Source organism: Amycolatopsis sp. NPDC005961, from assembly GCF_040629235.1.
GTDB classification, from domain to species: Bacteria; Actinomycetota; Actinomycetes; order Mycobacteriales; family Pseudonocardiaceae; genus Amycolatopsis; species Amycolatopsis camponoti.
In genome coordinates this window covers 23486-46586 of the sequence record NZ_JBEXVF010000072.1, presented here as the reverse complement: position 1 = coordinate 46586, position 23101 = coordinate 23486, and the positions used below count along the sequence as shown (strand labels likewise).

The following is a 23101-nucleotide window of genomic DNA, read 5'->3' as shown; positions in this document are numbered from 1 at the left end:
CGCCGCTCCCGGCCCTCGGTCCGCCTCGCGCGCGAGCGACGCGGTCGCGCGCGCGACCGCGGAGTCCGGTGGGCCGGGGGTGCCCCGCATGGGGGATCAGCGCGCCGAAGACCGCGTCAACCCCTGCCGGACCCGCCCGTCGAACGGAGCAACCGCCACGTCCATCCGGGCTAAGTACGTGGAGCGCGACCAGGCGTTTCTCCGCCGGTGCCCCCATGAACCCCTACGACGCCCCCATACCGGGCGGGAATGCGGGCGCAGCACCCCCATGTAACCCGCGTCACCCGCTGGCATGCTCGATCTCGTGATTCCCCCGCAGCCGAACCCGGCGACCACGACGCTCCCGCCCACCTGGTGGGCCGCGGCGCTGACCGCGCGGGAACGCCGTACCGACAGCTCCCTGCCCGCGTGGGCCGCCTTCGCCGAGACGGCGCTCGCCCACGAAAGCTCCGCCGAGCCTTCTCGGGAAAGCTCCGCGCACTGGCGTACGGCGTTCGCCTCGGTGTTCCGCCCCTTCACCGACGCGGCCCGCGCCGCGATCGCCGGTGCCGCAGCGGCTTCGCCCGCCGTCGACGCCGCCGCGGTCGCCGGCCGCTGCGCCGCGCAGCTGGGGCACCAGCTCGCCGGGCTCGCCGCCCGCACGCTGGTGCTGGAGCTGGGCCGGGCGCGCCGCGCCGAGGTCCTTGCGGGGGAAACTCCGGAAGAACGCTTCGCCGGCTTCGTCCGGCAGACCGGCACCCCGGCCGGGATCACCGACCTGCTGCACCGCTACCCGGTGCTCGCCCGGCTCGCCGCGCAGGCGTCACTGCACGCGATCGAGTCGGTCACCGAGCTGCTGGGCCGCTTCGCCGACGACCGGGCCGCGCTCACCGCGTTCACCGGCGCCGACCCCGGCCTCCTGGTCGAGATCAGCGGCGGCACCGGGGACGCCCACCAGCGCGGCCGCTCGGTCCGCGAGCTGCGGTTCGCCGGCGGCGCGCGCGTCATCTACAAGCCCCGCCCGCTCGACCTGCACGCGGCGTTCACCGGCCTGGTGGACTGGCTCAACCCGCGGGTGCCGGGCCTCGAGCTGCGCACGGTCGACGTCCTGGTGCGCCCCGGCTACGGCTGGCTCCGCTTCGTCGAGCACCGGCCGTGCGCCGACCTCACCGAGGTGGACCGCTTCTACCGCCGCCAGGGCGTGCTGCTCGCCCTGCTGCACGCCCTCGACGGCACCGACGTGCACTTCGAGAACATCATCGCCGCCGGCGACCAGCCCGTGCTGATCGACATCGAGACGCTCTTCCAGCCGGTGCTGCCGGCCGAAGAAACCGAGGTCGACCCCGCGGCCGAGCTGCTCGCGCGGTCGGTGCACCGGACCTTGCTGCTGCCGCAGATGATCGTCGGCGAGCACGGCGCGGTCGACATCTCCGGCCTCGGCGGCGGCCGCGCGGCGGCCCCGGCGCTGACCCGCGTCGACTGGCTCGACGCCGGCACCGACCGGATGCGGCTGACCCGGGTGCCCGGCGGCGTCGGCACCGGCGTCAACCGGCCCACCCTCGGCGGCGTCGACGTCGAGCCGGCCGAGCACGGGGCCGCGCTGCTGGCCGGGTTCCGCGCCGGGTACGACGCCATCTCCGCCGGCGCGGCGGAGTTCGGGCGGCTGCTCGACCGCTGCGCCGGCGCCGGGATCCGCGTCCTGGTCCGCCCGACCAGCTTCTACACGCGGCTGCTCGACGAGACCACGCACCCTTCGCTGCTGGCCGGAGCCGACGCGCGCGACGACGCGTTCGGGCTGCTGCACGACGACAGCACCGACGAGGTCCGCCGGGGGCTCGTCGCCGCCGAGCTCACCGATCTCTGGGCGGGCGACGTCCCGATGTTCACCGGCCGCCCCGGGTCCGCGGACCTCTGGGACGCCGAAGGGAACCGCCTCCCCGGGCTGCTGGGCGAAGCGCCGCTGGAGACGGTGCGCGCGAAGGTCGCCGGTATGACCACGATCGACCGGCGCGACCAGGAGTGGCTGATCTCCGCGGCTTTGGCCACCCGGCCGGCGGCCGAGACCCACGCCGGCACCGGCGTCACCGGCAGCGTCCTGCCGAGCAAGAGCCCCGAACCCGCGCACCTGCTGTCGGCCGCGTGCGGCGTCGCCGACGCGATCATCGCCCGCGCGTCGTCGGCGGGCGGCCGCGTCAACTGGGTGGGGCTGGAGCTCGTCGACGAGAAGTACTGGACCGTGCTGCCGATGGGCGCCGGGCTCGGCGAGGGCTACACGGGCGTGGCGCTGTTCCTCGCCCAGCTGGCCGAGCTGACCGGCATCGACCGCTACCGCGACCTGGCCGGGAAGGCGCTTTCCGGCCTGCCGTGGCTGGTGTCGGCGCTGGAGGCCGACCCGGAGCTCGCCGCCGCGGCCGGCCCCGGCGGGCTGCTGGGGCTCGGCGGCGTCGCCTACGCGACAGCCCGGCTCGCCCGGCTGCTCGACCGGCCGGACCTGCTCGACCTGACCGCCCGCACGGTCGCCGTCATGCCGGCCCCGACGCCCGAGACGTCCCCGCGGTACACCACCGGCCTGGCCGGCGGCCTGGTCGCGCTGCGCTCGGTCGCCACCCAGACCGGGTCCGGCGAAGCCGCGCTGCTGGCCGACGCCTACGCGGCCGAGCTCGCCGTCCGCTCCCTCGACCCCGACCTCGCCGACCCGGGGTTCGCGCACGGCGCGGCCGGCGTCGACTGGGCGCTGGCCGGGTACCCGCGCGAAACCGCGACCCTGCCCCCCGCCCAGGCCGCCACCGGGCACGGCTGGTGCTCCGGCCTGGCCGGGCAGGTGCTCGCCTACGCCGGGCAGCCCGCCGTGCTCGGCCTCGACGAGCAGGTCGCGGCCCTCGCCGCCCAGGACCCGCTGCGCGACCTCAGCCTCTGCCACGGCGAAGCCGGCATCACCGACGTGCTCGGCTTCCTCGCCGAGACCGGCCACCAGGGCGCCGCCGCCGCCGTCGCCACCCGCACCGGGCAGCTGCTCACCGCCGTCGAACAGGACGGCGCGCGCTGCGGCACCCCCGACGGCGTCCCGTCCCCCGGCCTCCTCACCGGCCTGGCCGGCATCGGCTACGGCCTGCTGCGCCTCGGCTTCGGCCCCCGCGTCCCGTCCGCCCTGCTCCTGCAACCCCCGACCCGCTGACCGCACCCGTCCCCACCCCGTTCCATCCCGAGGAGAGAACGAACGATGCCCGAAATCACCACCGAGACCGTCGAAGCCACCGTCGGTGCCCTGGTACTCCCCCGCGCGAACCGCTGCGGCATCCGCAACCAGGCACTGGCCGGCACCCGGCCCCGGCTCTCCGGGATGACCCTCGAGACGCTCGGTGGCCCCACCGTCGTCACCAACGGCACCTTCGCCCTCTGACGTCCGTCCCCCTGCCTCGACCTGCGACCGAAAGCGGAGAACACGCCATGAGCGAGCACGACTTCATCGGCGCCGACAACCCCATCGGCGACCCCACCCTCCCGGCGCCGACCCGGACCGGCGCCCGCAACCGCGCCCTCTCCGGCCGGACCGCGCGGCTGAGCCACAACGGCGCCGACACCCTGGACATCACCCCCGTCTTCACCGTCAGCATCGCTTTCCCCCAGTAGTCCTCCCCACCCCAGCACTACCGAGAGTGGAGCCACCCGCATGACCGAGCACGACTTCGCCGGCACCGACAACCCGATCGGCGCCTTGACCCTCCCCCGGACGTCCCGCACCGGTGCCCGCAACCACGCGCTGTCCGGCAAGGCGGCGCGGGTCAGCCAGAACTCCCTGACCACGATGGACATCACTGTCGTCACGGGCGGTTTCACCGAATAGTGAGACGTTTCCGGCGTCGGTAATTCGACCTACGTCCGGATGTGGCCACTCCGGATATAGTGACCGCGATGGGCATCCGGTCGACGCGTCTCATCGGACGCGACAGGGAGCTCGGCGCACTGTCCCAGGCTCTGGAGAAGGCCCGCACCGACCACGGTGGGGCCTTCTTCCTTGTCGGCGAGGGCGGGATCGGGAAATCCCGGCTCGCCGCCGACATCGCCTCGCGGGCACTGGCGACCGGGCTCCCCGTGCTACGCGGACGAGCCAGCTCCATCGGCCCGATGGTGCCGTTCCGGCCGCTGGCCGAGGCCCTGCTTTCGCACTTCCGAGGTGGCCTCCCGCCCGCCGCTCCCGAACTCGACCCGCTGGTCCCCGTGCTCGCCCGGCTCGTGCCCGACTGGTACCGCGGCGACCGGCCGCACGACAACGGGAACCTGCTCGTGCTGGCCGAAGCCGTGTTCCGGCTGCTGTCGGTGGCGGGCCGCGAGGGCGGCTGCCTGATCGTGCTGGAGGACCTGCACAACGCCGACGCCGAGACGCTCTTCATCGTCGAATACCTCGTCGACAACCTGGCGTCGAGCCGGGTCATGCTGATCGGCACGCTGCGCGGCGAACCGGGTGAGGCGCGGCGGCTGGCGACCGCGGCGGCGCAGCGCTCGTCCAGCCACACCTTCGAACTGGCCCGGCTCGACGCCGAGCGCACCCGCGAGTTCGCGGCCGCCTGCCTGGAGACCGAGCCGGCCGCGGTTCCGGCCGCCGTCGCGAACCTGTTGTGGCAGAACAGCGAGGGCGTGCCGTTCGTCGTCGAGGAGCTGCTGCACGGCATGCTCGGCGACGGCCTGCTCGTCGGCGGGGCGAGCGGCTGGCAGGTCGTCGGGGAGCTGCAGGCCCGCGTGCCGGAGGCGCTGATCAGCAGCATCGCCGCCCGCGTCGACGCGCTCGGCACGGACGGCGAGACGCTGCTTTCGGTCGCCGCCGTGCTGGGCAGGCGGTTCCCGCTGTCGGTGGTGCAGGCGGTCACCGACATGGACGACCGCATGCTGCACAACCACATCAGCGCGAGTGTCGCCGCCCACCTGGTCACCACCGACGAGACGACCCCCGGCTGGTACGCCTTCCGCCACCCGCTCACCGCCGAGGCCCTGCTGGCCCGGCTCGTGCCGTCGACGAAGGCCACCCTGGCGCGCCGGGCCGCGGACGCCGTCGAGCTCCTGCACCCCGGGCTGCCCGGCGAGCTGTGCGCGCTGGCCGCGGCGCTGCGGCTGACGGCGATGGACCACCCGGGCGCCGGGCGGCTGTTCGCCGAGGCCGGCCGCCGGGCGCTCGACGGCGGCGCGGCCGACACGGCGGTGACCATGCTGACCCGCGCCGTCGACCTCCTGGCCACGGCGAGCCCCGACGACCGGGCCGACGCGCTGGAGACGCTGCTGCACGCGCTCGGGCAGACCGGGCAGTTCGACCGGGCCGTCGAGTTCTCCGCCCGCTTCGCCGAGATCGGCCGCCTGGAGCGGGCGGTCGACCTGCACATCCAGCTGGCGTGGGCGGCCTACATCGGCGGGCGGCACGACGAGTGCCTCAACCAGATCGAGCAGGCCCGCGCCCCGCTCGGCGGCGAGATCACCGAAGAGCAGAAGGCCGGCCTGGACGCCGTCGAAGCGACGCTGTGGCTGGACATCCCGGGCCCGGCGCACACCGAGCGGGCCCGGAAGCTGGCCGAGCAGGCGTGGGAGGTCGCCGAGCGCGCCGGCGTGCCGTTCGTGTCGTGCCAGGCGCTGCAGGTGCTCGGCATGGTGGCGCTGGAGACGGACCTGGCCGAAGCCGAGCGCTACCTGCAGCTGGCGCGGCGGCTGGCCGAACAGCACCAGCTGACCCACCTGCGCACCCAGGTGCTGGTCCGCCTCGGCGGGCACCGGATGCTCGCCGAGGGCGACGTCCGCACGTTCGACCTGGCCCGCGCGGAAGCCCAGCGCACCGGCGCGATCACGCTCACCTGCGCGGTCGACGCGAGCCGCGCGGTGCACGCGGCGATGCGCGGCGAGTTCGCGCAGGCCGACACGATCCTCGACGAGAACCTCGCGGTGCTCGGCCGGCTCGGCCTGGTCGCGCTGCTGCAGTACACGCACATGACGCGCGCGATGGTGGCCGCCCACCAGGCGGACCGGCCGCGGATGGAACGCGCGCTCGAGGACTTCCGCGCCGAGGGCGGCGCGACGGCGCAGGAGCTGGTGCTGAGCGTCGGGCTGGCGCAGGTGTTCTGTTCCCTGCTCGAAGAGGACGCCGAACGCGCCCGCCGCGAGCTGGCCCAGGTGCTGTCCCTGGAGGAGCGCCAGCCGAGCCGCTTCCACCTGGCCGGCCAGCACGGCCTGCGGCTGCTGATCGAGGCGCTCGACGGGACGGAGCCGGAGGTGGCCCGGCCTCCGACGGCGGTGAGCGGGATGCGCTGGAACCGCCAGTTCGTGCTGCTGGGTGACGCGGTCCGCCACGGCCGCGCGGGTTCCCCGGAGCAGGCCGACTCGGCGGTGGCGGCGGCGATCGAGGCGGCGGCCCCGTTCCCGGTGAGCAGGCACCTGGGCTTGAGGATGGTCGCGGAGTCCGCCTCGGCCGACGGCTGGGGTGACCCGGTGACGTGGCTCAAGGAGGCCGAGGAGTACTTCCACCAGGCCGAGGTGACGGCGGTGGCGAGCGCGTGCCGCGGCCTGCTGCGCAAGATCGGCGCCCCGGTGGGCCAGCGCCGCACGGGCTCCGACCGCCTCCCGGCGACCCTGCGCTCGGCGGGGGTGACGGTGCGCGAGTACGAGGTGCTGCAGCTGCTGGCGGACAACATGGGGAACAAGGACATCGCCCGCCGGCTGCACATTTCGCCGCGCACGGTGGAAAAGCACGTGGCGAGCCTGATGGCGAAGTCGAACCTGCAGAACCGCGGCGAGCTGACGGAGTACGCGCGCAACACACCGCACTAGGCGGTGAACCGCTCCACCGCGATGAGGTCCCACGGGCCGCCGAGGTAGCGCCAGACGGTCACACCGGTCGCCGTCACCGCGGCCGGACCGGGGTCCGCGCGCACCGCGGCCAGCGTCTCCGCCGCCACCTCGGGACCCACCTTGTTCTGCACCGTCACGTGTGGCTTGAACGGTTGCGCGTCCTGTCGCGTCAGCCATGCCGACCATCGAGCCCGCAACGCCGCGTGCACCCGGCCCAGCTCCGGGGAGCCGACGTCGAGAGCGACTCCGCGCCCGAGCGATCGCGCTCCGGCCACCGTCACCGCGAACGGGGCGGTGGCCCGCGCGATCTCGGCGCAGTCCGCCACCACTGTCGCCGACCGCTCGCCGGGGAGGGCGTGGAACAGGGTCAGGTGGGCGTCGACGACCAGCCGCTCGGGCGGGAACCACCTGCGCCGCAGGGCGTTCCACGCGGACTGGGCGCGCTCGTCGACGGCCAAGGTCACCACCAGAGGGTCCACGGCTGCGACCGTACCCCGCGTTCACCACCGAACGGTCCTTGACGGGCGTGACCCGGGTCACGTAAATTACTTCCTCATTGAATCGTTTCAATACACGCGGAGGGAGCGTCATGCCCGAGCACGACGAGGTGCGGATCGTGGCCGGCGGCCTGTCCCGGCGGCAGCTGCTCGCGTTCGCCGCGGCGACGACCGTCGCGACCGGACTGGCGATCCGGGTCCCCGCCGCCGACGCGGCCGAAGCCGGAACCGGCGAAGCGAAAGCCGCCGGTTTCCCCGCTGCCCGGTTCGCCGACCCGCGGCCCGACTCGCGCCCCACCGTGCTGTGGTTCTGGAACGGCACCGTCACCCCGGACCTCGTCGCCGCCGGGCTGGCCGACCTACGTGGCCAAGGCGTGTACGAAGTCCTCCTCTTCCCCTTCGAAACCTCGGCCCTGAAGCCCGCCTTCTTCAGCGAAGACTGGTTCGCCATCATCGAATTCGCCCTCCGCGAAGCCCAGCGCCACGGCATGCACCTCTGGCTGTTCAACGACGACTACTTCCCCAGCGGCCGCGCCGGGGGGTTCGTCGTCGACGGCGGGACCGTCGGTGGCCGCGTCTACCCGCCGCGGCCGGATCTGCGGCTCAAGGGCGTCGGGCACCAGGTCCTGACCGTCACCGGCGGCGCTCCGGTGCCGCTGGTGAGCCGCGGACTGTCCGTTTCGGACGGTCGACTCCTCGTCGACGCCGCCGCCCGCGACGGCGTCACTCTGCTGAGAGAGGGCGCTCAGTGGCAGGACTACGACGTCGAGGCGAAGGTTCGCGTCGAGAGCGCGACCGCCGGGCTGATGGTGCGCAGCGCGAGCGAAGGCGACGGCGTCCTCGCCGACCTGCGCTCCGACGGCGCCGTCGACGTCTGGCAGCAGACCGCCGGCGCGTTCTCCCTCGTCCGGAGCGGCACCCCGGTCCCGGGCTTCGACGCGAGCGCGGACCACGTCCTGGCCGTGGGGATCCGGGGCACGCACCTGACCGTGACGCTCGACGGCACCGCGCAGGCTCCGGCCGACATCGCCTTCGCGACCGGCCGCGTCGGGGTGCGCGCGGTGGCGAGCCAGCGGTCCTCGTGGGACCGCCTGACCGTCCGCGACCCCGCCGGAACGGTGCTGTACGACGAAACCTTCGACACCGCCGCCGTGCTCGACGCCTTCGACCTGCCCGCCGGCGGCCTGCCCCTGGTCGCCGCGACCGCTCGCCCGGCGGGCTCCGGCGATCCCCGGTCGCTGGTGGATCTCACGGAACAGGCCCGCGCGGGCGGGACGTGGACGCCGCCGGCGGGCCGGTGGCAGCTGGACCTGTTCACCGTCCGCCCGCTGAGCACGCCCACCGGCTCCGGCCGCGCCTACCTCGACCTCCTCGACGACGAAGCCGTCCGGTTGTTCCTCGACGCCGTGCCGGGCGAGTACCTGCGCCGCTTCCCGTGGGCGGCGAACGCGGTGCTGCGCGGGTTCGCCGACGACGAGCCCTACCTCGCCTCGGCGCACGGCCCCTTCGACACCGTCCCCTGGTCCCCCACCCTCGACGCCGAGCTGGCCCGGCTCGGGACGTTCCCCGGGATCGCGCTGACCGCGGTGCACGACGACCTCGGCACCGACGGTCTCCGCCTGCGCGGCCTGTTCTGGCGGGCGGTGAGCAACCGGTTCGCCGCCGCCTACTACCGCACCCAGGGCACCTGGATGGCCGACCACGGCGTCGAGTTCATCTCCAACCCGCTGTGGGACGAATACGGCCCGGGCGAACAGCTCCAGAGCTCCGGCAACCTCAACGCGAACAACCAGTGGGCGCAGGTGCCCGGCACCGACCTGATCTTCGACCACTACCAGCGCGGTTACCACCGGACGCTGTCGCGGTTCCCGGCCAGCACCGCGCACCAGCTGGGGCTCGAGCGCGTCTACCTCGAGGCCATGGGCGGGACCGGGTGGCCGGTGACCCCGGCGTTCGTCCGCGAGGTCGTCGGCGCCTTCGCCGTGCGCGGGGTCAACCACACGCTGCTGCACGCGCGGTTCAGCGACGAGAACCAGATCGTCTACCCGCCGCCGTTCCAGCCCGCCAACCCGTGGTGGCCGGTGTCCGCACCGCTGAACGACTGGATCGGCAGGCTGATGGAAGCCTGCCGCGCGCCGGCCGCCGCACGGACCGCGCTGCTGCAACCGCAACGCGCCGCGGAGTCCACTCAGGACACTCCCGCGATGGCCGCGCTCGACACGGCCTTCCTGACCGCCGCGCACGCGCTCGAAGACGTCCAGGTGGACTTCGACCTCCTCGACGAAGGCGCGCTCGACGCCGACCCCGCGCTGGTGACCCACGTCCGGCCGAACGGGCCGAAGCTGGTCGTCGGGCGGCAGGCGTACCGGATCGTCGTCGTGCCGGAGACGCCGGTCCTGGCCCTCGGCGCGGTGCGGACGCTGATCCGGTTCGCTCGCGGTGGCGGCGTCGTGGTCGTCACCGGCACACCGGCGGCTCGCGAAGCCGGCGGCGACGATCCGGGCCTGCGTGCCGCGCTGGCCGAGCTGTTCGCGACGCGCTCGGTCACCCGGGCGGCCGATCCGGGCGGAGCCGCGGCCGCGGCGGTCGTCGCCGGTGGCGCGGCGGCCGCTTTGGACCCGCCCCACACCGACATCCGCCTGCTGCGGCTGGAAAACCGGGGCGAGCAGGCGTTCGTCGTGGTGAGCGAGCGCGCCGACGCCGTCGAGCTGACCGCGACGTTCCCGGCGACCGGAACCCCCGAGGTGTGGGACCCCGACACCGGGTCGGCGGCCCCGGCCGGCGTCTGGCGGAAAACCGGCGCCACCACGGCGGTGCCGCTGCGACTGGAGCCGAAAGCGGCCGTGCTGGTGGTCTTCCGCGGCGGGCGGGAGCCGCTGCACGCGGTGTCCGCGTCGGCGCCGGTGGAGCGCATCGACGGCCGCCGCGCGATCGTGCGCACGAGCGGGCCGGGCCGCGTCACCGTCACCGCGACGGACGGGGCGCGCACCTACTCGGGCGCGGCGACGGTTTCCGACGCCCTCGCCTCCGTCCCGGTGAGCGGCGACTGGACGTTCCGCTTCGACCGCCCGGGCGCGCCGGTCACCACCCGCCCGCTCGGCTCGTGGACCGATGTCGACGCCGGGTACTCCGGATCGGCTTGGTACGAAAAGGAGTTCGACGTGCCCGCCGTCCCCGGCCGGCGGTGGACGCTCGACCTCGGCGAGGTCCACGAGGTGGCCGAAGTGGAGGTCAACGGCCAAGCCGGCGGGTCCCGGCTGTGGCCGCCGTACCGGGTCGACGTGACCGCCGCGCTGCGCCCCGGCCGCAACCGCGTGCGGGTGCGCGTGACGAACACCGGCGCCAACGCGCGCGGCCAGTCGCTCGCGTCCGGCCTGCTCGGGCCGGTGGTCCTGCGCCCTCACCGGCTCGTCGGCGTGCCGCTGACTTAAACGTTTCACATCACTCGCTCTGCGAGTTGAGTGCACGTCTGTACACTCAATGAGCATGGCTGAAGTGGGAATGCGTCCCCCGGCGTCGCCGCTGCGGCGCCGGGCACTGCGTGCGGTGCGCTGGCTCTTCACGCCCCTGCGCCCGGACGACTACCTCGAGCTGATCAACCCCCTGTGGTCGACCCGGGAGCTGCGCGGGCGCGTCGAGCGCGTCGAGCCCGAACGGGGTGGCGCGGCCACCGTGCTGATCCGGCCGGGCTTCGACTGGGTCGGGCACCGGCCCGGGCAGTACGTGCGGCTGGGGGTGGTCATCGACGGCGTCCACCACTGGCGCGCGTATTCGCTGACGTCGAGCCCGGACCGCCCGGACGGGCTGATCTCGGTCACCCCCAAGCGGGTCGACGGCGGGGTCGTCTCACCGTTCCTGGTCGAGCGCGTCCACCCCGGGGAGGTCGTGCGGCTCGGGGAGGTCGAAGGATCGTTCACCCTGCCGGACCGGCTGGACCGCGGCCTGCTGTTCGTCACCGCCGGCAGCGGCATCACGCCGGTGATGAGCATGCTGCGCCACCTCGCGCCCGGGCCCGGCCTGCGCGACGTCGTCCACGTGCACTCGGCACGGGAGGCGGACGGCGTCACCTTCGGCGACGAGCTGGCCGCGCTCGAGAAGCAGCACGAGGGTTTCCGGCTCGAGCTGCGGATCACCAGCGAGGACGGCCGGTTCACCCCCGCCGACCTCGACGCCCTGTGCCCGGACTGGCGCGAGCGGGAAACCTACGCCTGCGGGCCCGGCGAACTGCTCGACGCGCTGCACAAGCACTGGAAGGGCCACGGCGACGTGGGCCGGCTGCACCACGAACGGTTCCAGCCGATCGTCGGCGGCGAGGACGCCGAGGGCGCGGGCGGGAGCGTGCGGTTCGCGCACCGCAACCTGGACGCGGACTGCCCGCCCGGCACCCCGATCCTCGTCGCGGGCGAGAACGCGGGCGTCGACATGCCGTTCGGCTGCCGGGTCGGGGTCTGCCACACGTGCGTGCTGCCGATCCGGGAGGGCCGGATCCGCGACCTGCGCACGAACGTCGTCAGCGAGAAGCACAACGAGATCGTGCGCACCTGCGTGCACGGCGCCGAAGGCCGGGTCACGGTCGAACTCTGAAAGGAAATCATGACCGCCACCACGCACCCGTTCGCCCATCTGAGCGCGGACCAGCTCGCCGAACTCGCCCGCGAGTTCGACGCCATCCACGACCAGGTCCGCGGCGACCTCGGCGAGCGCGACCGCCGCTACATCAAGGGCGTCATCCGGCTGCACCGGCAGATCGCGGTGGCCGGCCGGGCGCTGCTGCTCGGCTCCCGGTCCAAGGTGGCCTGGACGGCGGGCACCGGCTGCCTGGCCATCGCGAAGATCCTGGAGAACATGGAGATCGGGCACAACGTCCTGCACGGCCAGTGGGACTGGATGAACGACCCGTACATCCATTCGTCCACTTGGGACTGGGACACCGCTTCGACGGCCGCGGCGTGGAAGCACTCGCACAACTACATCCACCACACGTACACGAACATCCGCGGCAAGGACAAGGATCTCGGGTACGAGATCATGCGCATCGACCCGCACCAGAAGTGGCACCCGGCGTACTTGGCGCAGCCGCTGTACAACCTGCTGCTGATGGCGTTCTTCGAATGGGGCGTCGCGGTCCACGACCTCGACGTCGAAGCCATCCGCGCCGGCGAGAAGCCGATGAAGGACGTCTGGCACGACCTCAAGGGCATCTCGGGCAAGGCCCGCGACCAGATCCTCAAGGACTACGTCGGCTGGCCGCTGGTCAGCGCGCTCGCCGCGACCGCCGTGAGCCGCCTCGCGAACCCCGAGCCGCGTTCGCGAGCCCGGGTGGTGGCGGACCGGGCGCGCGGCCGGCGTCGTCGCGGCGCGGTGCGAGCCCAGCTCGCGGCGGCCCGCCGCGACGGCGGCGCGACGTTCGCCGCGACGTTCTGGGCCGACTTCACGGCGAACATCATCCGCAACCTGTGGGCGCACTCGATCATCTTCTGCGGCCACTTCCCGGACCAGACGTACACGTTCAGCCAGGAGGAGGTCCGCGACGAAACCCGCGGCGGCTGGTACGTCCGCCAGCTCGTCGGCGCGGCGAACATCACCGGGTCCCCGCTGTTCCACCTGCTGAGCGGCAACCTCGGGTACCAGGTCGAGCACCACCTCTTCCCGGACATGCCCAGCAGCCGGTACGCGGAGATCGCACCGCGGGTCCGCGAGATCTGCCGGCGCTACGGGCTGCCGTACAACACGGGCCCGCTGTCGAAGCAGCTGGGCACGGTGCACCGCACGATCCTGCGGCTGGCGTTCCCTGGTGGGAAGGTGCGTCCGAAGCCGGGGCCTTACCAGGGAGACGAGGTGCGCCGCGCCGCGTGAGAGCGGGCTGGGGCGAGTCGTGATGTTCGGAGATCGCACCGCGGGTCCGCGAGATCTGCCGCCGGTACGGGCTGCCGTACATCACGGGGCCGCCGTTTAAGCAGCTCGGCACGATGCACCGCACAACCTCGCGGCTGGCGTTCCCCGGCGGAAAGGTCCGCCCGAAGCCGGGGCCCTACCAGGAAGACGAGGTGCGCCGCGCCGCCTGAGAGCGGGCGGGTAGGCGGCTGACGCAAGCCGGCCTGGTCGGGCGACTCGCTGCGGCCCCTCAAGCCATGTCCGGCCGCCAGCGCGAGACCCGCGGCGCCCGCCCTGCCAGACCACGAACGAGCCCGGCCCTTACCAGGGAGACGAGGTGCGCCGCGCCGCCTGAGGGTGGGCTGGGGCCAGCAGTACGACCATTCGGTCAATAGCTTCGTTTCGCTCGTATCAAGTCGCCGTACCTCCTACTCTCACTGGTGTGGACGGCATCGAGAGTCTTCGGCACGCGATCGAGACGATCCCCATTCCCGGCGCTCCGCCTCGGCTGTCGCGGCAGGGTGCGGCCGTCGGGCTCGCGCTGCTGGACACCTCCTTGCGGCTCAACCACGTGCGCCGGCTCACCGAGCGGCTGACCGTTGTCGAACACGGGACCGCCCGGCGCAGCACCGAGGTCGACGTCAGTCTCAAGCTCCTCGACGAAGGACAGCGGCAGGCCACCGCGCAGCTGCAGGACCTCATCGGCCAGGAGCACGGCGAGCGGGCGGCTTCGCGACCGGCGCGGCAGCGGTCCCTGTGGGTGCCGCTGGCCCGGCTGCCGCGCCGGGACGTCTCCCCCATCGACGTCTTCGACAGCTCGGGCCAGAAGCTGCCGCGGCTCACCCAGCACGAGGCGTCGCGGCTGGTCGCCGCCGGGCTCTACCGGTTGCTGCGCGGGATCCTCGCCGGGGACGAGAACGCCCAGACCGCCAAGCACGAGCTCAACACCTTCCTGTTCCAGGTGCACGAACCGCGCTGGCTCATCCAGCAGGCGCTGCTGACGCTGCTCACCGAGCGGAACCACCCGGAGGAGGAGTTCACGCTCGCCCCGGCCGGCGGCACGGTTCCCGGGTACGGGCGCCAGTGCCGGGAGCTGGCGCTGGACATCCTCGAAGGCTGCGCGGATCTCCTGGTCGAGTACGCGTACCTGCTGAACGTCGCCGTGCGCGACTACATGCTGGTGGTGGCGCTGGACGACTCGGTGGAGGAGCACCGGCTCAGCTACGAAACGCCGCTGAACGTCGACGCCCGGCAGCCCGTCGCGAAGGAGCAGTGGCGGCGGCTGGCCTCCAGCCGGCGCGGCTACGTCGTCGGCTACGAGACCATGATCCCGGCGACGCTGAAGTCCTACCACCTGGTGGCCGGGACCGCGCCGGAAGCCGAGATCTCCCGGATGTACCTGTCCACCGACGCCGACCAGCACCAGGTGGAGAGCCTGGCCGAGGATCTGCTCTCGCTCGCCGAACGTCAGGACGCCGCGCCGCTGCAGGAAGCCGACGGTGCCCGGCACAAGATCCTGGAGCTGCAGGCCCAGACCGTGCTGCGGCGGCTGGCGGACCTGGTCCGCCGCCGCAAGTGGGAGGCGGGCCAGTCCGGCGTGGAACTCTCCCCGCGCAGCCTCCCGGCCTGCCACCGGCTCGCCGCCGCGGCCACCACCGGCGAGGCGGTGCGGACCGGCGCGGGCGAGCTGGACAACTCGCTGCGGCGGCACCCGGAGTTCACCGCCGCGAACCTGCGCGAGGCCGCGCGCGAGCTGACCGACCGGGAGTTCGGGCAGGACCTCGTGCTGGTCAACGGCATCACCGACAACGAAGCGCGGGCGTACTGGCGTCGTTCCGGCGGCCGCGACGCGCGCGGCGACCACGTCCGGGTGCGCGCGACGCTGGTGCTCAAGGACTCCACGAAGTCCGGCCCGCTCAACGTGACGTTCTACGCGCTGGCCGTCGCGACGGTCTCGTTCGTCCTCGGCTGGATGCTGGTCGGCAGCCCGTGGCCGTACGGCCGGGCCGCCACCGAAGCGCTCGGCCACATCGGTGACGGCCAGTCCGTGATCACCATGCTGTTGCTGCTGCCGGGTTTCCTCTACAGCCGGCTGTCCCTGCCACCACGGCGCACCGTGCTCGGCTACCTCGGGACGCTGCCGCAGGCGCTCGTCCAGCTGAGCATCGCGGCCGTCGCCGGGTTCGCCGCGGCCGTCGCGACGCAGAGCCGGGGCGAGGTCGTCCAGGTCACCCTCACCATCGCGGTCGGGCTGCCGGTGCTCGCCGCGCTCGTGCTGTTCGGCCAGGCGTCCTGGCGCGAATCGGCGATCCCGCTGTCCCGCATCGGGGCGCCGCGGTGGGCGGGCTCCGGCGCCTGGGACCGCCGCAAGCCACTGGAAGCCGACGTCCGGTTCGACTCGTCCGGAGGGTGGTGAACGTGCGCAACCAGCGGATCTCCGTGCGGAACGTGGCCGACCTGGCGCGGGCCGGCTTCGAGATCGCGCGGCAGCCGGTGACCAAAGTGGACTTCGAGGTGCACCACGCGATGGCCCGCCACGGGTACCTGCGCGAGCTCGTCTCCGCGGACTCCGAAAGCTCGGTCTTCCTGGAGACGCTGTGCTCGGCCACGAACGGCGCCGGCGTCGTGATCGGCACCCGCACCCGCAAGCCCCTCGACGGCACCGAGGTGGTCGAGCGCGTCGACGGCCACCAACCGGCGGAACGCCCGGAGCAGAACGCGGGCGGCTGGGTGTTCCGCCAGACGACCTCACCCAACCCGACGTTCATCTACGAGTCGGCCCAGCGGTTCGAGGGCCTGATCGCGATCGACCCGGGGGCCCACGAGGTGTGCGAGTGGCACGGCCTGGCGATCCGCGACCTGGTGCGGGAGATCTCCGACGCCGCGGCCTCGCTCGTCGACGCGCCGCTGCTGTCGCTGCAGTGCCCGGCCCAGCTGCCGACGCTCGTCAAGACGCGCAACCACGACCTGCGCACCCGTAAGGAGGTCGCGTCCCCGTGCGCGTCGCTGGCGGTCCGGTTCGCGATCGCGCTGCGGGACGCGTCCGCGACCGCGCGGTTCGAGCTGGCCGACCGGTTCCGGGAGCTGTGCGAGAAGCACGGGTACAGCTTCTGGCTCGCCGACACCCGGCCGGGGCACCGGCAGGGCAACTGGTTCGAGGTCTACCACGCCGACGGCGAGTTCTCCCCGCTGTACAAGGGCGACCTGCGGTCGCGCCAGCGGATCGGCGCGGTCCTGCCGGTGACGTTCGTCGGGCCGGCGCGGATCGGCTCGACGCACGCGATCGCCGCCTTCCTGCAGCGCTACCCCCAGGTGGGCGTGGTCGGCTGCGCGGCCACGACGCTGTCGGACGTCGCGTTCGTGCACCTGCAGCTGGCGATCCACGGCGTGGCCGCCGACCGGCTGAACCGCATCCTGGGCAAGCTGCTCGGCGAGTCCACGACCCCGGCCCGGCCGCACAAGCTGCTGCGCGAGCTGTTCAAGCGGCTCGGCCTGCCGCCCGACCCCGACGGGCCGGGCCCGGCCGCCCAGGACCCGACCGGCGACTACCAGACGTTCACCGGTCCCGCGTTCGCCTACCGGCCCTACCAGATGCCCGACTGCGTCGCGGTGTGGGTTTCGTGGGAGATCGCGCGGCAGCACCGGGGCCTGGCCGCCCCGCTGGACTGCCTCTACCGCGCGCTGGCCCAGGTCGCGCCCACGGTGTCGCCGGACACGCCGGGCTCGGCGGGTGACCTGGCCACCGTCGAGTACCTCATCTGCCGTGCGACCGAGCAGTCGGTGGTGCGGGGCAAGGCGAAGCTGGCGGTGCCGAAGTCGGTCCTGCGCCAGTTCTCCTCGGGTGGCGTCGAGCTGCCCGCGTCCAAGCTGTGCGCGTCGCTGGAAGAGGCCTGGAAGGCGCACGTCGACCAGTCCGGTGTGGACGGGGTGAGCGAGCTGACGGTGGCCTGGCGCGAATCCTGGTTGGGCCACTGGACCTATTCGTAGCCGAAGAACTCGCGCAGCTCGCCGGCCACGGCGAGCGGGACGCCGTCGTTCTCCGGTCCCGAATGGCCGGCTCCCTCCAGCGCGCGGCTTCGCGCGTGCGGGAGCACCTCGGCGAGTTTCCGCAGTGCGCCCTTCAGGTACTCCGCGCTCTTGGTGCCGCCGAGGAGCAGGACCCGCGTTCCGAGCTTCGCGTAATCCCCGGCGGTGTCGGCCAGCTCCTCGATCAGCTCGATGTCGTGGTGCAGCGTGGGGATGAGCGCCGCGACCGGTGACTCGCTTCCCTGCAGCCGCGCCCCGACCGAGAGCGCGGGGACCAGGGCGAAGCGCGGGATCCGGCTGAACAGCGACGGTTCGGTGGCCAGGCCCTTCATCCCGGTGACCAGGGCGGCCGCGGTCTTCCCGGCGGCGATCTCGCGGTCGAACCGCGGCAGCCAGCCCGTCGGCACCGAGCCGTCGACGGACAGCGGCGGCTCGTACAGCGCGATGCGCTCCACGCCCGGCGTGACCAGCGCCGTGCGCAGGACGACCAAGGCGCCCGTGCTCAGGCCGAAGAGCCGTGACGCGCCGGTCGCGGTGATCAGCGCCCGCAGGTCCTCGACCTCCTTTCCGACGCGGAAGTCTTCGCCGTGCGGACCGCTCAGGCCGCGGCCGCGCCGGTCGGGCACGTGGACGGTGAAGTCCGTCGCCAGCGCCGTGGCGAGCTTCGTGAAGTCCTGCGACGCCAGCATTCCGCCGTGCAGGAGGATCAGCGCGGGGCCGCGGCCGAAGCTGCGGTAGCCGATCGTGGTGCCGTCGGCCGAACGGACCTGCCCGGTCATCGCGTCTCCTCCGCCACCGGGACGAACCTGCGCAGGGCCTGCTTGCCGGCCTCGACCGCCGCGTTCCCGCGGTCCAGCAGGTCCCGCTGGTACTCCGCCAGCGCCTGAAGCAGGTCTTGGCGGCCCCGCTCGGCCTCGGCCAGCCGCGCGCTCAGCCGCACGGCGTCCTGCATCGCGGTCATGGCGCCGTTGCCGCCGCTGGCCAGCGTCTGGTGCGCGGCGTCCCCCAGCAGCGTCACCCGGCGCACCGGCCACGGCGGCATCGGGCGGTCGAAGACCTTCGAGCGGCCGACGGCGCTGAGGTCGGCGTCGCGGACCAGGTCCCGGAGATCGGGGTGCCAGCCCTCGATCAGGTCCAGCACCAGTTCACGAGCGTCCTCCCGACGCGGCACGGTGGCGGGCGGGACGAGCAGCACCCACCGCACGTAGCTTTCCCGGCGGGGCAGGGACAAACCGAGTTCGGCGGCCGCTGCGGACGGCTCGCGGTCGAACCGCATCCGGCCCAGCATCAGCGTGACCTCGGGGCCCTTGACCATGGTTCCGCGGCCCGGGACGAGCCGGCGGAAACGCTCGGCGAGGGGCGTGCGTCCCATCGCGCCGCACAGGTCGGCGTCGACGAGCCGGACCTCGGGCACCAGCTGCCGCCGCACCGCGGAGTTCCCGCCGTCGGCGCCGACCAGGACGTCACCCGTGGCTCGCGTGCCGTCGGCGAAGAACGCCGTGACGGTCTCGTCGTCGGTGAAACTCCTGAGCCGCTTGCCGAAGGAGACCCGGTCGCCCAGGTCGGCGAGCAGGATCTGCCGCAGCACCTGCCGGTCGAACGCCCGGCTCTCCTCCGGCCCCGGCAGGTCGTCGCCGAGCAGGGTGAGCTGCTCGTCGAAGAGCAGTCCCGGCCCGGTCAGGCTGCCGCTGGTGGCCACGGCCAGGTCGTAGAGCCGCGGCGGCAGGCCGGCGCGCAGCGCGTCCAGTGCCGGCGGCGCGAGGGCGATCCGGTAGCCCTGGGTGCGTTCGCCGGCGACGTCGCCGGCCTCGAAGACGCGGACGTCGAGGCCCGCGCGGACCAGGGCGTGCGCGAGCGTCAGCCCGCCGAGACCGGCCCCGATCACCAGAATCCTGCTCATCGTGCTCCCCCATTCCGAGGTGAACAACGTTCACGTGTACATTGTTCACGTAGACGCAGCAGGCTTGTCAAGCCCGGATCCGGGGAGGACTTCGTGGGGCAGCGACGCACCGAGGTGCTGCAGGCGGCGATCGAGCTGCTGGACGAGGCCGGCTTGGACGCCCTCACGATGCGGCTGCTGGCGAGCCGGCTCGGGGTGCGGGCGAGTGCGCTGTACCGGCACTACCCGAGCAAGCAGGCGTTGCTGGACGCGATGGTGGCTTCCCTGGTGGGCCCCGCCTCGGTACCGGAAGAAGGCACCTGGGAGGAGTCGTTGCGCGGCGCGGCTTCCGGCCTGCGCGAGGTGATGCTGGCCCACCGCGACGGCGCCCGGCTGATCTCGGGGTTCCACCACCCGGGCGACGAGGCCGTCGCGGTGTTCACCAGCCTGGTCGAAGCGTTGGCCGGTGCGGGCGTTCCGGCCGAGGGGGCGGCGGTCGCGGTCGACACCGTTTTGGCCTACGCCAACGGTTACACGATCGAAGAGCAGGCCCGCAAGACCGAGTGGCCGAGGGCCGAGCGGGACCGCGCTTTCGATGCCGGGCTCGAGCTGATCATCGGCGGCATCAGGACTTCCCTGCCCTCGTGAGCGGTCACAGCGTCAGCACGATCTTGCCGTGGACGTGCCGGCCCGCCTGCAGTTCCACCGCCTCGCGCACCTTCTCGATCGGGAAAGCGGCCGCGATCGGCACGACGATCTCCCCGGCGACGATCGCGTCCGTGAGACGGGCCATCGCCCCCGGGGCCGCTTCGGCACCGCCCGTCGCGTGCACTCCTCCCGGCGGGTTCGGGCCCGCCGCGACCGTCGAGATCCGCTCGGGCGGCACCCCGAGCGCGAGCGCCGCCTCGGCCGTCTCGGTGCCGAACAGGTCGGTGGCCGCGGTCGGGGCCAGGTCCCGGACCCGGTCCGCGAGTCCGGGGCCGTAGGCGACGGGCGTGGCGCCGAGCTGTCGCAGGAACTCGAACGTGCCTTCCCCGGCCGTGCCGATCACCCGGGCCCCCGCGAGCTTCGCCAGCTGGACGGCGAACACGCCCACTCCGCCCGCCGCGCCGCCGATCAGCACCGTGTCACCCGGCCGGAGGCCGATCGCCGCGAGCGCCGCCGCGGCCGTCAGGCCGGCCACCGGAAGCGTCGCCGCCACCTCGTCGGTGATGCCCGCCGGGGTCGGCCAGAGCGTCTCGGCCGGCGTGGCCACCACCGCGAAATCCGCCGCGGCGCGAGCCATCACGCCACCGAAGACGCGTTGGCCCACCGTGAAACCCGTGGCGCCGGGCCCGACCTCGTCGACGACGCCCGCCAGGTCGTAGCCGAAACCGGACGGCACCGTGACACCGAACTGCGCGGCCAAGTCGGGGTGCGACGCGAGGCCCCAGTCCATCGGGTTGAGGCCGGCGGCCGCGACCCGGACGCGGATCTCGCCCGGGCCCGCGTGCGGCTCCGGCACCTCACGCAGCTCCAGGATCTCCGGACCACCGAACTTCTCGTAGACGACAGCGCGGCTCATGAGCACCTCCGATGTGATGGGACTTTGTCCCATCACCGTACACGAAGTGACGGGACCAAGTCCCGTACACTCGGTCCATGGCCCGCTGGCAGCCCCACGCATCGGAACGGCTCGTCGTCGCCGCGCTCGACCTGTTCGAGGAGAAGGGCTACGAAGACACCACCGTGATCGAGATCGCCGAACGCGCCGGGCTGACCAAGAGCACGTTCTTCCGGCACTTTCCGGACAAGCGCGAAGTGCTCTTCGGCGGCGACACGATGGCCGGGCTGCTCGCCGGCGGGATCGGCGACGCCCCGGCCGCGGCCACCCCGCTCGAAGCCGTGGCCCACGCTCTCGACACGGTCGGCCGCGAAGCCTTCACCGCCGAACGCCGCGAGTTCGGTGCCCGGCGGCGGGCGGTCATCGCCACCACCCCGGAACTGCGGGAACGCGAAGCGCTGAAAGGTCTCGGGCTCACCGCGGCGATGACCGAAGCCCTCGAACGCCGCGGCGTGCCCGATCCGGCCTCCCGCGTGGCCGCGCAGCTCGGCGCGCTCGTCATGGCGCTCGCCTACGAACGGTGGTGCGAACCGGGCGGCGACACCGAGTTCGGTGCCGCCGCCCGGCAGGCCCTGCGCGAAGTACAGGCAGCTACAGCAGCTTCCTGACGTCGTTGGGCCGGGCGCCGGCGGTGGGAGCGCCGCCGATGTCCGACTCGATCGCCGCCGTCACGATGCGGTTGCGGTCCCCGCTCGACAGCACGCCGTCGGCGACCAGCTCCTGGGTCACCGCCTTCACGTGCTTGACGAACCGGTCGTGCGAGGCGTACTCCGCGTTCTCGTCGATGACGTCGTTGATCGTGCAGCCGTTGCCGATGTCGATGTTCTCGACCTGGCTGTCGACCTCGCCGATCACCACGGTCTCGCGGGTGTCCGAGACCGGGCACGCGTCCGGCGGCGGTGGGGCCGCGACCACCGTGAACGTCCCCGGCGCCTCCGCCGAGACGTTGCCGGCGACGTCCGTGGCCCGTGCGCGCACCGTGTGCTCGCCCAGCGCGGACACCACCACCGGTGCGGTGTACGGCGTCCACACCCCACTGTCCACTTTGTACTCGACCGAGGCCACCCCCGACTCCGTGTCCACGGCGAGCAGCGTCACGGTGGCCCGGCCGACGAAGTCCCAGTTCCCGTCCTGGTCGCCCGTCACCCGCATCGAGACCACCGGCGCCGTCGTGTCGCCGCCGGCGACCACGGTGAAGGACACGCTCGCCTCGGCGGAGGAGTTCCCCGCGACGTCACGAGCCCGGTAGCCGACGGTGTGCGCACCCGGCGCGGTCACCGCGACCGGCGCGCTGTAGGCGGTCCACGCGCCCCCGTCCACCCGGTACTCGACCGCGGCGACCCCGGACCCGGTGTCCGACGCCACGACCGTGACGGTCGCCTTGCCGACGTAGTTGCCGTCGGCGTCCTTCGTGCCGGCCACGGAAGCCGTGACGACCGGCGGTGTGGTGTCGCTCTTCACGACGGTGAAGTGGGACATGCCTTCCGGGGACGTGTTCCCGGAAGTGTCGGTCGCCCGGTAGTGGACCATGTGCTCGCCCGCGCCGGTCACCGCGACCGGGGCGGTGTAGGCGGTCCACGCCCCGCCGTCCAGCTGGTACTCGACGGAGGCCACCGCGGAATCGGCGTCGGTCGCGGTCAGCTTGACCGTCGCGACGTCGACGTAGTTCCCCGAGGAGTCCTGCTGGCCGGTGATCGCCGCGGTCACCGTGGGCGGGGTCGTATCGCCCTGCCCCGCGACGATCGTGAAGTGCTCCATGCCCTCCTCGGAGGTGTTCCCGGCGACATCGGTGGCGCGGTAGTGGAGCATGTGCATGCCCACGGCGGACACCACGACCGGGGCCGTGTAGGCGGTCCACGTGCCGCCGTCGAGCTGGTACTCGACCGAGGCCACGCCGGATCCCGCGTCGGTGGCGGAAAGCGTCACCGTGGCCGACTCGACGTAGTTGCCGGACTGGTCCTTGTTCCCCGTCACGGCGGCGGTCACCGCCGGCGCGGTGGTGTCGCCGGTGCCGTCGGAGACGACGAACTCCCCCACCATCGTCGTGTGGCCGGGGATCGTGCAGAAGTACCGGTACTTGCCCGGCGTGAGCGTCACGGTCGCCTCGTGCCGCCCGTTCTGCGGGTCGAACGGGTTGGCCAGGACGTTCAGCGAGACGTCGTGGTTGTAGCCCGGCGTCGAGGTGTCGAACGTGAGGGTGTGCGACATCCCCGTCGTGTTGCCGGTGGCTTCGCTGTTCTCGAAGACGATCGTGGTCTCGCCGGGCAGCGCGCCGGTGGGCGCGGACGCGTATGCGGTGGTGCTGTTGTTCGCGGTCCAGGTGAGCGTCTGGACCGGCGCCGCCACCGCGGGGGTGGCCAGGCCGAGCAAGACCAGGAAACCGGCCAGCAGCACTGCGATCGGTCGTGGGGACATCGC

The 23101-nt window shown here is 73.2% G+C and carries 17 protein-coding genes; 12 read left to right on the top strand and 5 right to left on the bottom strand.

Translation table 11 applies throughout. From position 1 onward, the window contains the following. Positions 1-304: 304 nt before the first annotated feature. The 5 genes from ABZ342_RS40470 to ABZ342_RS40450 all read left to right on the top strand — a co-directional run bounded on the left by ABZ342_RS40470 (position 305) and on the right by ABZ342_RS40450 (position 6783). Positions 305-3154: a type 2 lanthipeptide synthetase LanM family protein gene (locus tag ABZ342_RS40470; protein WP_360484919.1), complete on the top strand. Its 2850-nt coding sequence runs from the start codon at positions 305-307 to the stop codon at positions 3152-3154. Between the two features lie 45 nt (positions 3155-3199). Continuing rightward, a complete protein-coding gene (locus ABZ342_RS40465; RefSeq protein WP_155547036.1) occupies positions 3200-3379 on the top strand; it encodes a hypothetical protein in 180 nt (59 codons plus the stop codon). A 47-nt stretch (positions 3380-3426) separates the two neighbouring features. Further along, positions 3427-3609, top strand: a complete 183-nt coding sequence (locus tag ABZ342_RS40460; protein WP_360484915.1) for a hypothetical protein — start codon at positions 3427-3429, stop codon at positions 3607-3609. A gap of 40 nt (positions 3610-3649) precedes the next feature. After that, on the top strand, positions 3650-3823 hold the full coding sequence (locus ABZ342_RS40455; RefSeq protein WP_155547034.1) for a hypothetical protein: 174 nt from the start codon (positions 3650-3652) through the stop codon (positions 3821-3823). A gap of 68 nt (positions 3824-3891) precedes the next feature. Continuing rightward, positions 3892-6783 carry an AAA family ATPase gene (locus ABZ342_RS40450; protein ID WP_360484912.1) on the top strand — a complete coding sequence of 964 codons (2892 nt, stop codon included), beginning with the start codon at positions 3892-3894 and terminating at the stop codon, positions 6781-6783. Here the strand turns inward: ABZ342_RS40450 and ABZ342_RS40445 are convergent. Continuing rightward, positions 6780-7283: a 2'-5' RNA ligase family protein gene (locus ABZ342_RS40445; protein WP_360484909.1), complete on the bottom strand. Its 504-nt coding sequence runs from the start codon at positions 7281-7283 to the stop codon at positions 6780-6782. The genes ABZ342_RS40450 and ABZ342_RS40445 overlap by 4 nt on opposite strands. 110 nt (positions 7284-7393) lie before the next feature. Between ABZ342_RS40445 and ABZ342_RS40440 the strand changes: the two genes are divergently transcribed. The 5 genes from ABZ342_RS40440 (at position 7394) to ABZ342_RS40420 (ending at position 17162) form a co-directional block, all read left to right on the top strand. After that, the gene (locus ABZ342_RS40440) at positions 7394-10732 is read left to right on the top strand and encodes a glycosylhydrolase-like jelly roll fold domain-containing protein (protein ID WP_360484906.1); all 3339 of its coding nucleotides are present in this window, start codon (positions 7394-7396) and stop codon (positions 10730-10732) included. A gap of 55 nt (positions 10733-10787) precedes the next feature. Beyond that, on the top strand, positions 10788-11885 hold the full coding sequence (locus tag ABZ342_RS40435) for a ferredoxin reductase (RefSeq protein ID WP_360484903.1): 1098 nt from the start codon (positions 10788-10790) through the stop codon (positions 11883-11885). 9 nt (positions 11886-11894) lie between these two features. Then, positions 11895-13157: an acyl-CoA desaturase gene (locus ABZ342_RS40430; protein ID WP_360484900.1), complete on the top strand. Its 1263-nt coding sequence runs from the start codon at positions 11895-11897 to the stop codon at positions 13155-13157. A gap of 460 nt (positions 13158-13617) precedes the next feature. Next, positions 13618-15591: a hypothetical protein gene (locus tag ABZ342_RS40425; RefSeq protein WP_360484897.1), complete on the top strand. Its 1974-nt coding sequence runs from the start codon at positions 13618-13620 to the stop codon at positions 15589-15591. 2 nt (positions 15592-15593) lie between these two features. Then, on the top strand, positions 15594-17162 hold the full coding sequence (locus tag ABZ342_RS40420) for a hypothetical protein (protein WP_360484894.1): 1569 nt from the start codon (positions 15594-15596) through the stop codon (positions 17160-17162). Here ABZ342_RS40420 and ABZ342_RS40415 read toward each other — a convergent pair. Both ABZ342_RS40415 and ABZ342_RS40410 read right to left on the bottom strand, forming a co-directional pair. Continuing rightward, the gene (locus ABZ342_RS40415) at positions 17153-17980 is read right to left on the bottom strand and encodes an alpha/beta hydrolase (protein ID WP_360484891.1); all 828 of its coding nucleotides are present in this window, start codon (positions 17978-17980) and stop codon (positions 17153-17155) included. The two genes, ABZ342_RS40420 and ABZ342_RS40415, sit on opposite strands and share 10 nt — an antisense overlap. Beyond that, positions 17977-19101: an FAD-dependent oxidoreductase gene (locus ABZ342_RS40410; RefSeq protein ID WP_360484888.1), complete on the bottom strand. Its 1125-nt coding sequence runs from the start codon at positions 19099-19101 to the stop codon at positions 17977-17979. The genes ABZ342_RS40415 and ABZ342_RS40410 overlap by 4 nt, the downstream gene beginning before the upstream one ends. Before the next feature lie 93 nt (positions 19102-19194). On the opposite strand from ABZ342_RS40410, the gene ABZ342_RS40405 reads away from it, so the two are divergent. Next, entirely contained in the window at positions 19195-19728 is a 534-nt protein-coding gene (locus ABZ342_RS40405) for a TetR/AcrR family transcriptional regulator C-terminal domain-containing protein (protein WP_360484885.1), read from the top strand. Positions 19729-19732: 4 nt separating this feature from the next. On the opposite strand, the gene ABZ342_RS40400 is transcribed toward ABZ342_RS40405, so the two are convergent. After that, complete coding sequence (locus ABZ342_RS40400) at positions 19733-20644, bottom strand: NADP-dependent oxidoreductase (RefSeq protein WP_360484882.1); 912 nt, start codon at positions 20642-20644, stop codon at positions 19733-19735. 77 nt (positions 20645-20721) lie between these two features. Between ABZ342_RS40400 and ABZ342_RS40395 the strand changes: the two genes are divergently transcribed. After that, positions 20722-21291: a helix-turn-helix domain-containing protein gene (locus ABZ342_RS40395; protein ID WP_360484879.1), complete on the top strand. Its 570-nt coding sequence runs from the start codon at positions 20722-20724 to the stop codon at positions 21289-21291. Here the strand turns inward: ABZ342_RS40395 and ABZ342_RS40390 are convergent. Then, positions 21275-23098 (bottom strand): copper-binding protein, encoded by a 1824-nt coding sequence (locus tag ABZ342_RS40390; protein ID WP_360484876.1) that lies wholly within the window; start codon positions 23096-23098, stop codon positions 21275-21277. The genes ABZ342_RS40395 and ABZ342_RS40390 overlap by 17 nt on opposite strands. Positions 23099-23101: the final 3 nt, after the last annotated feature.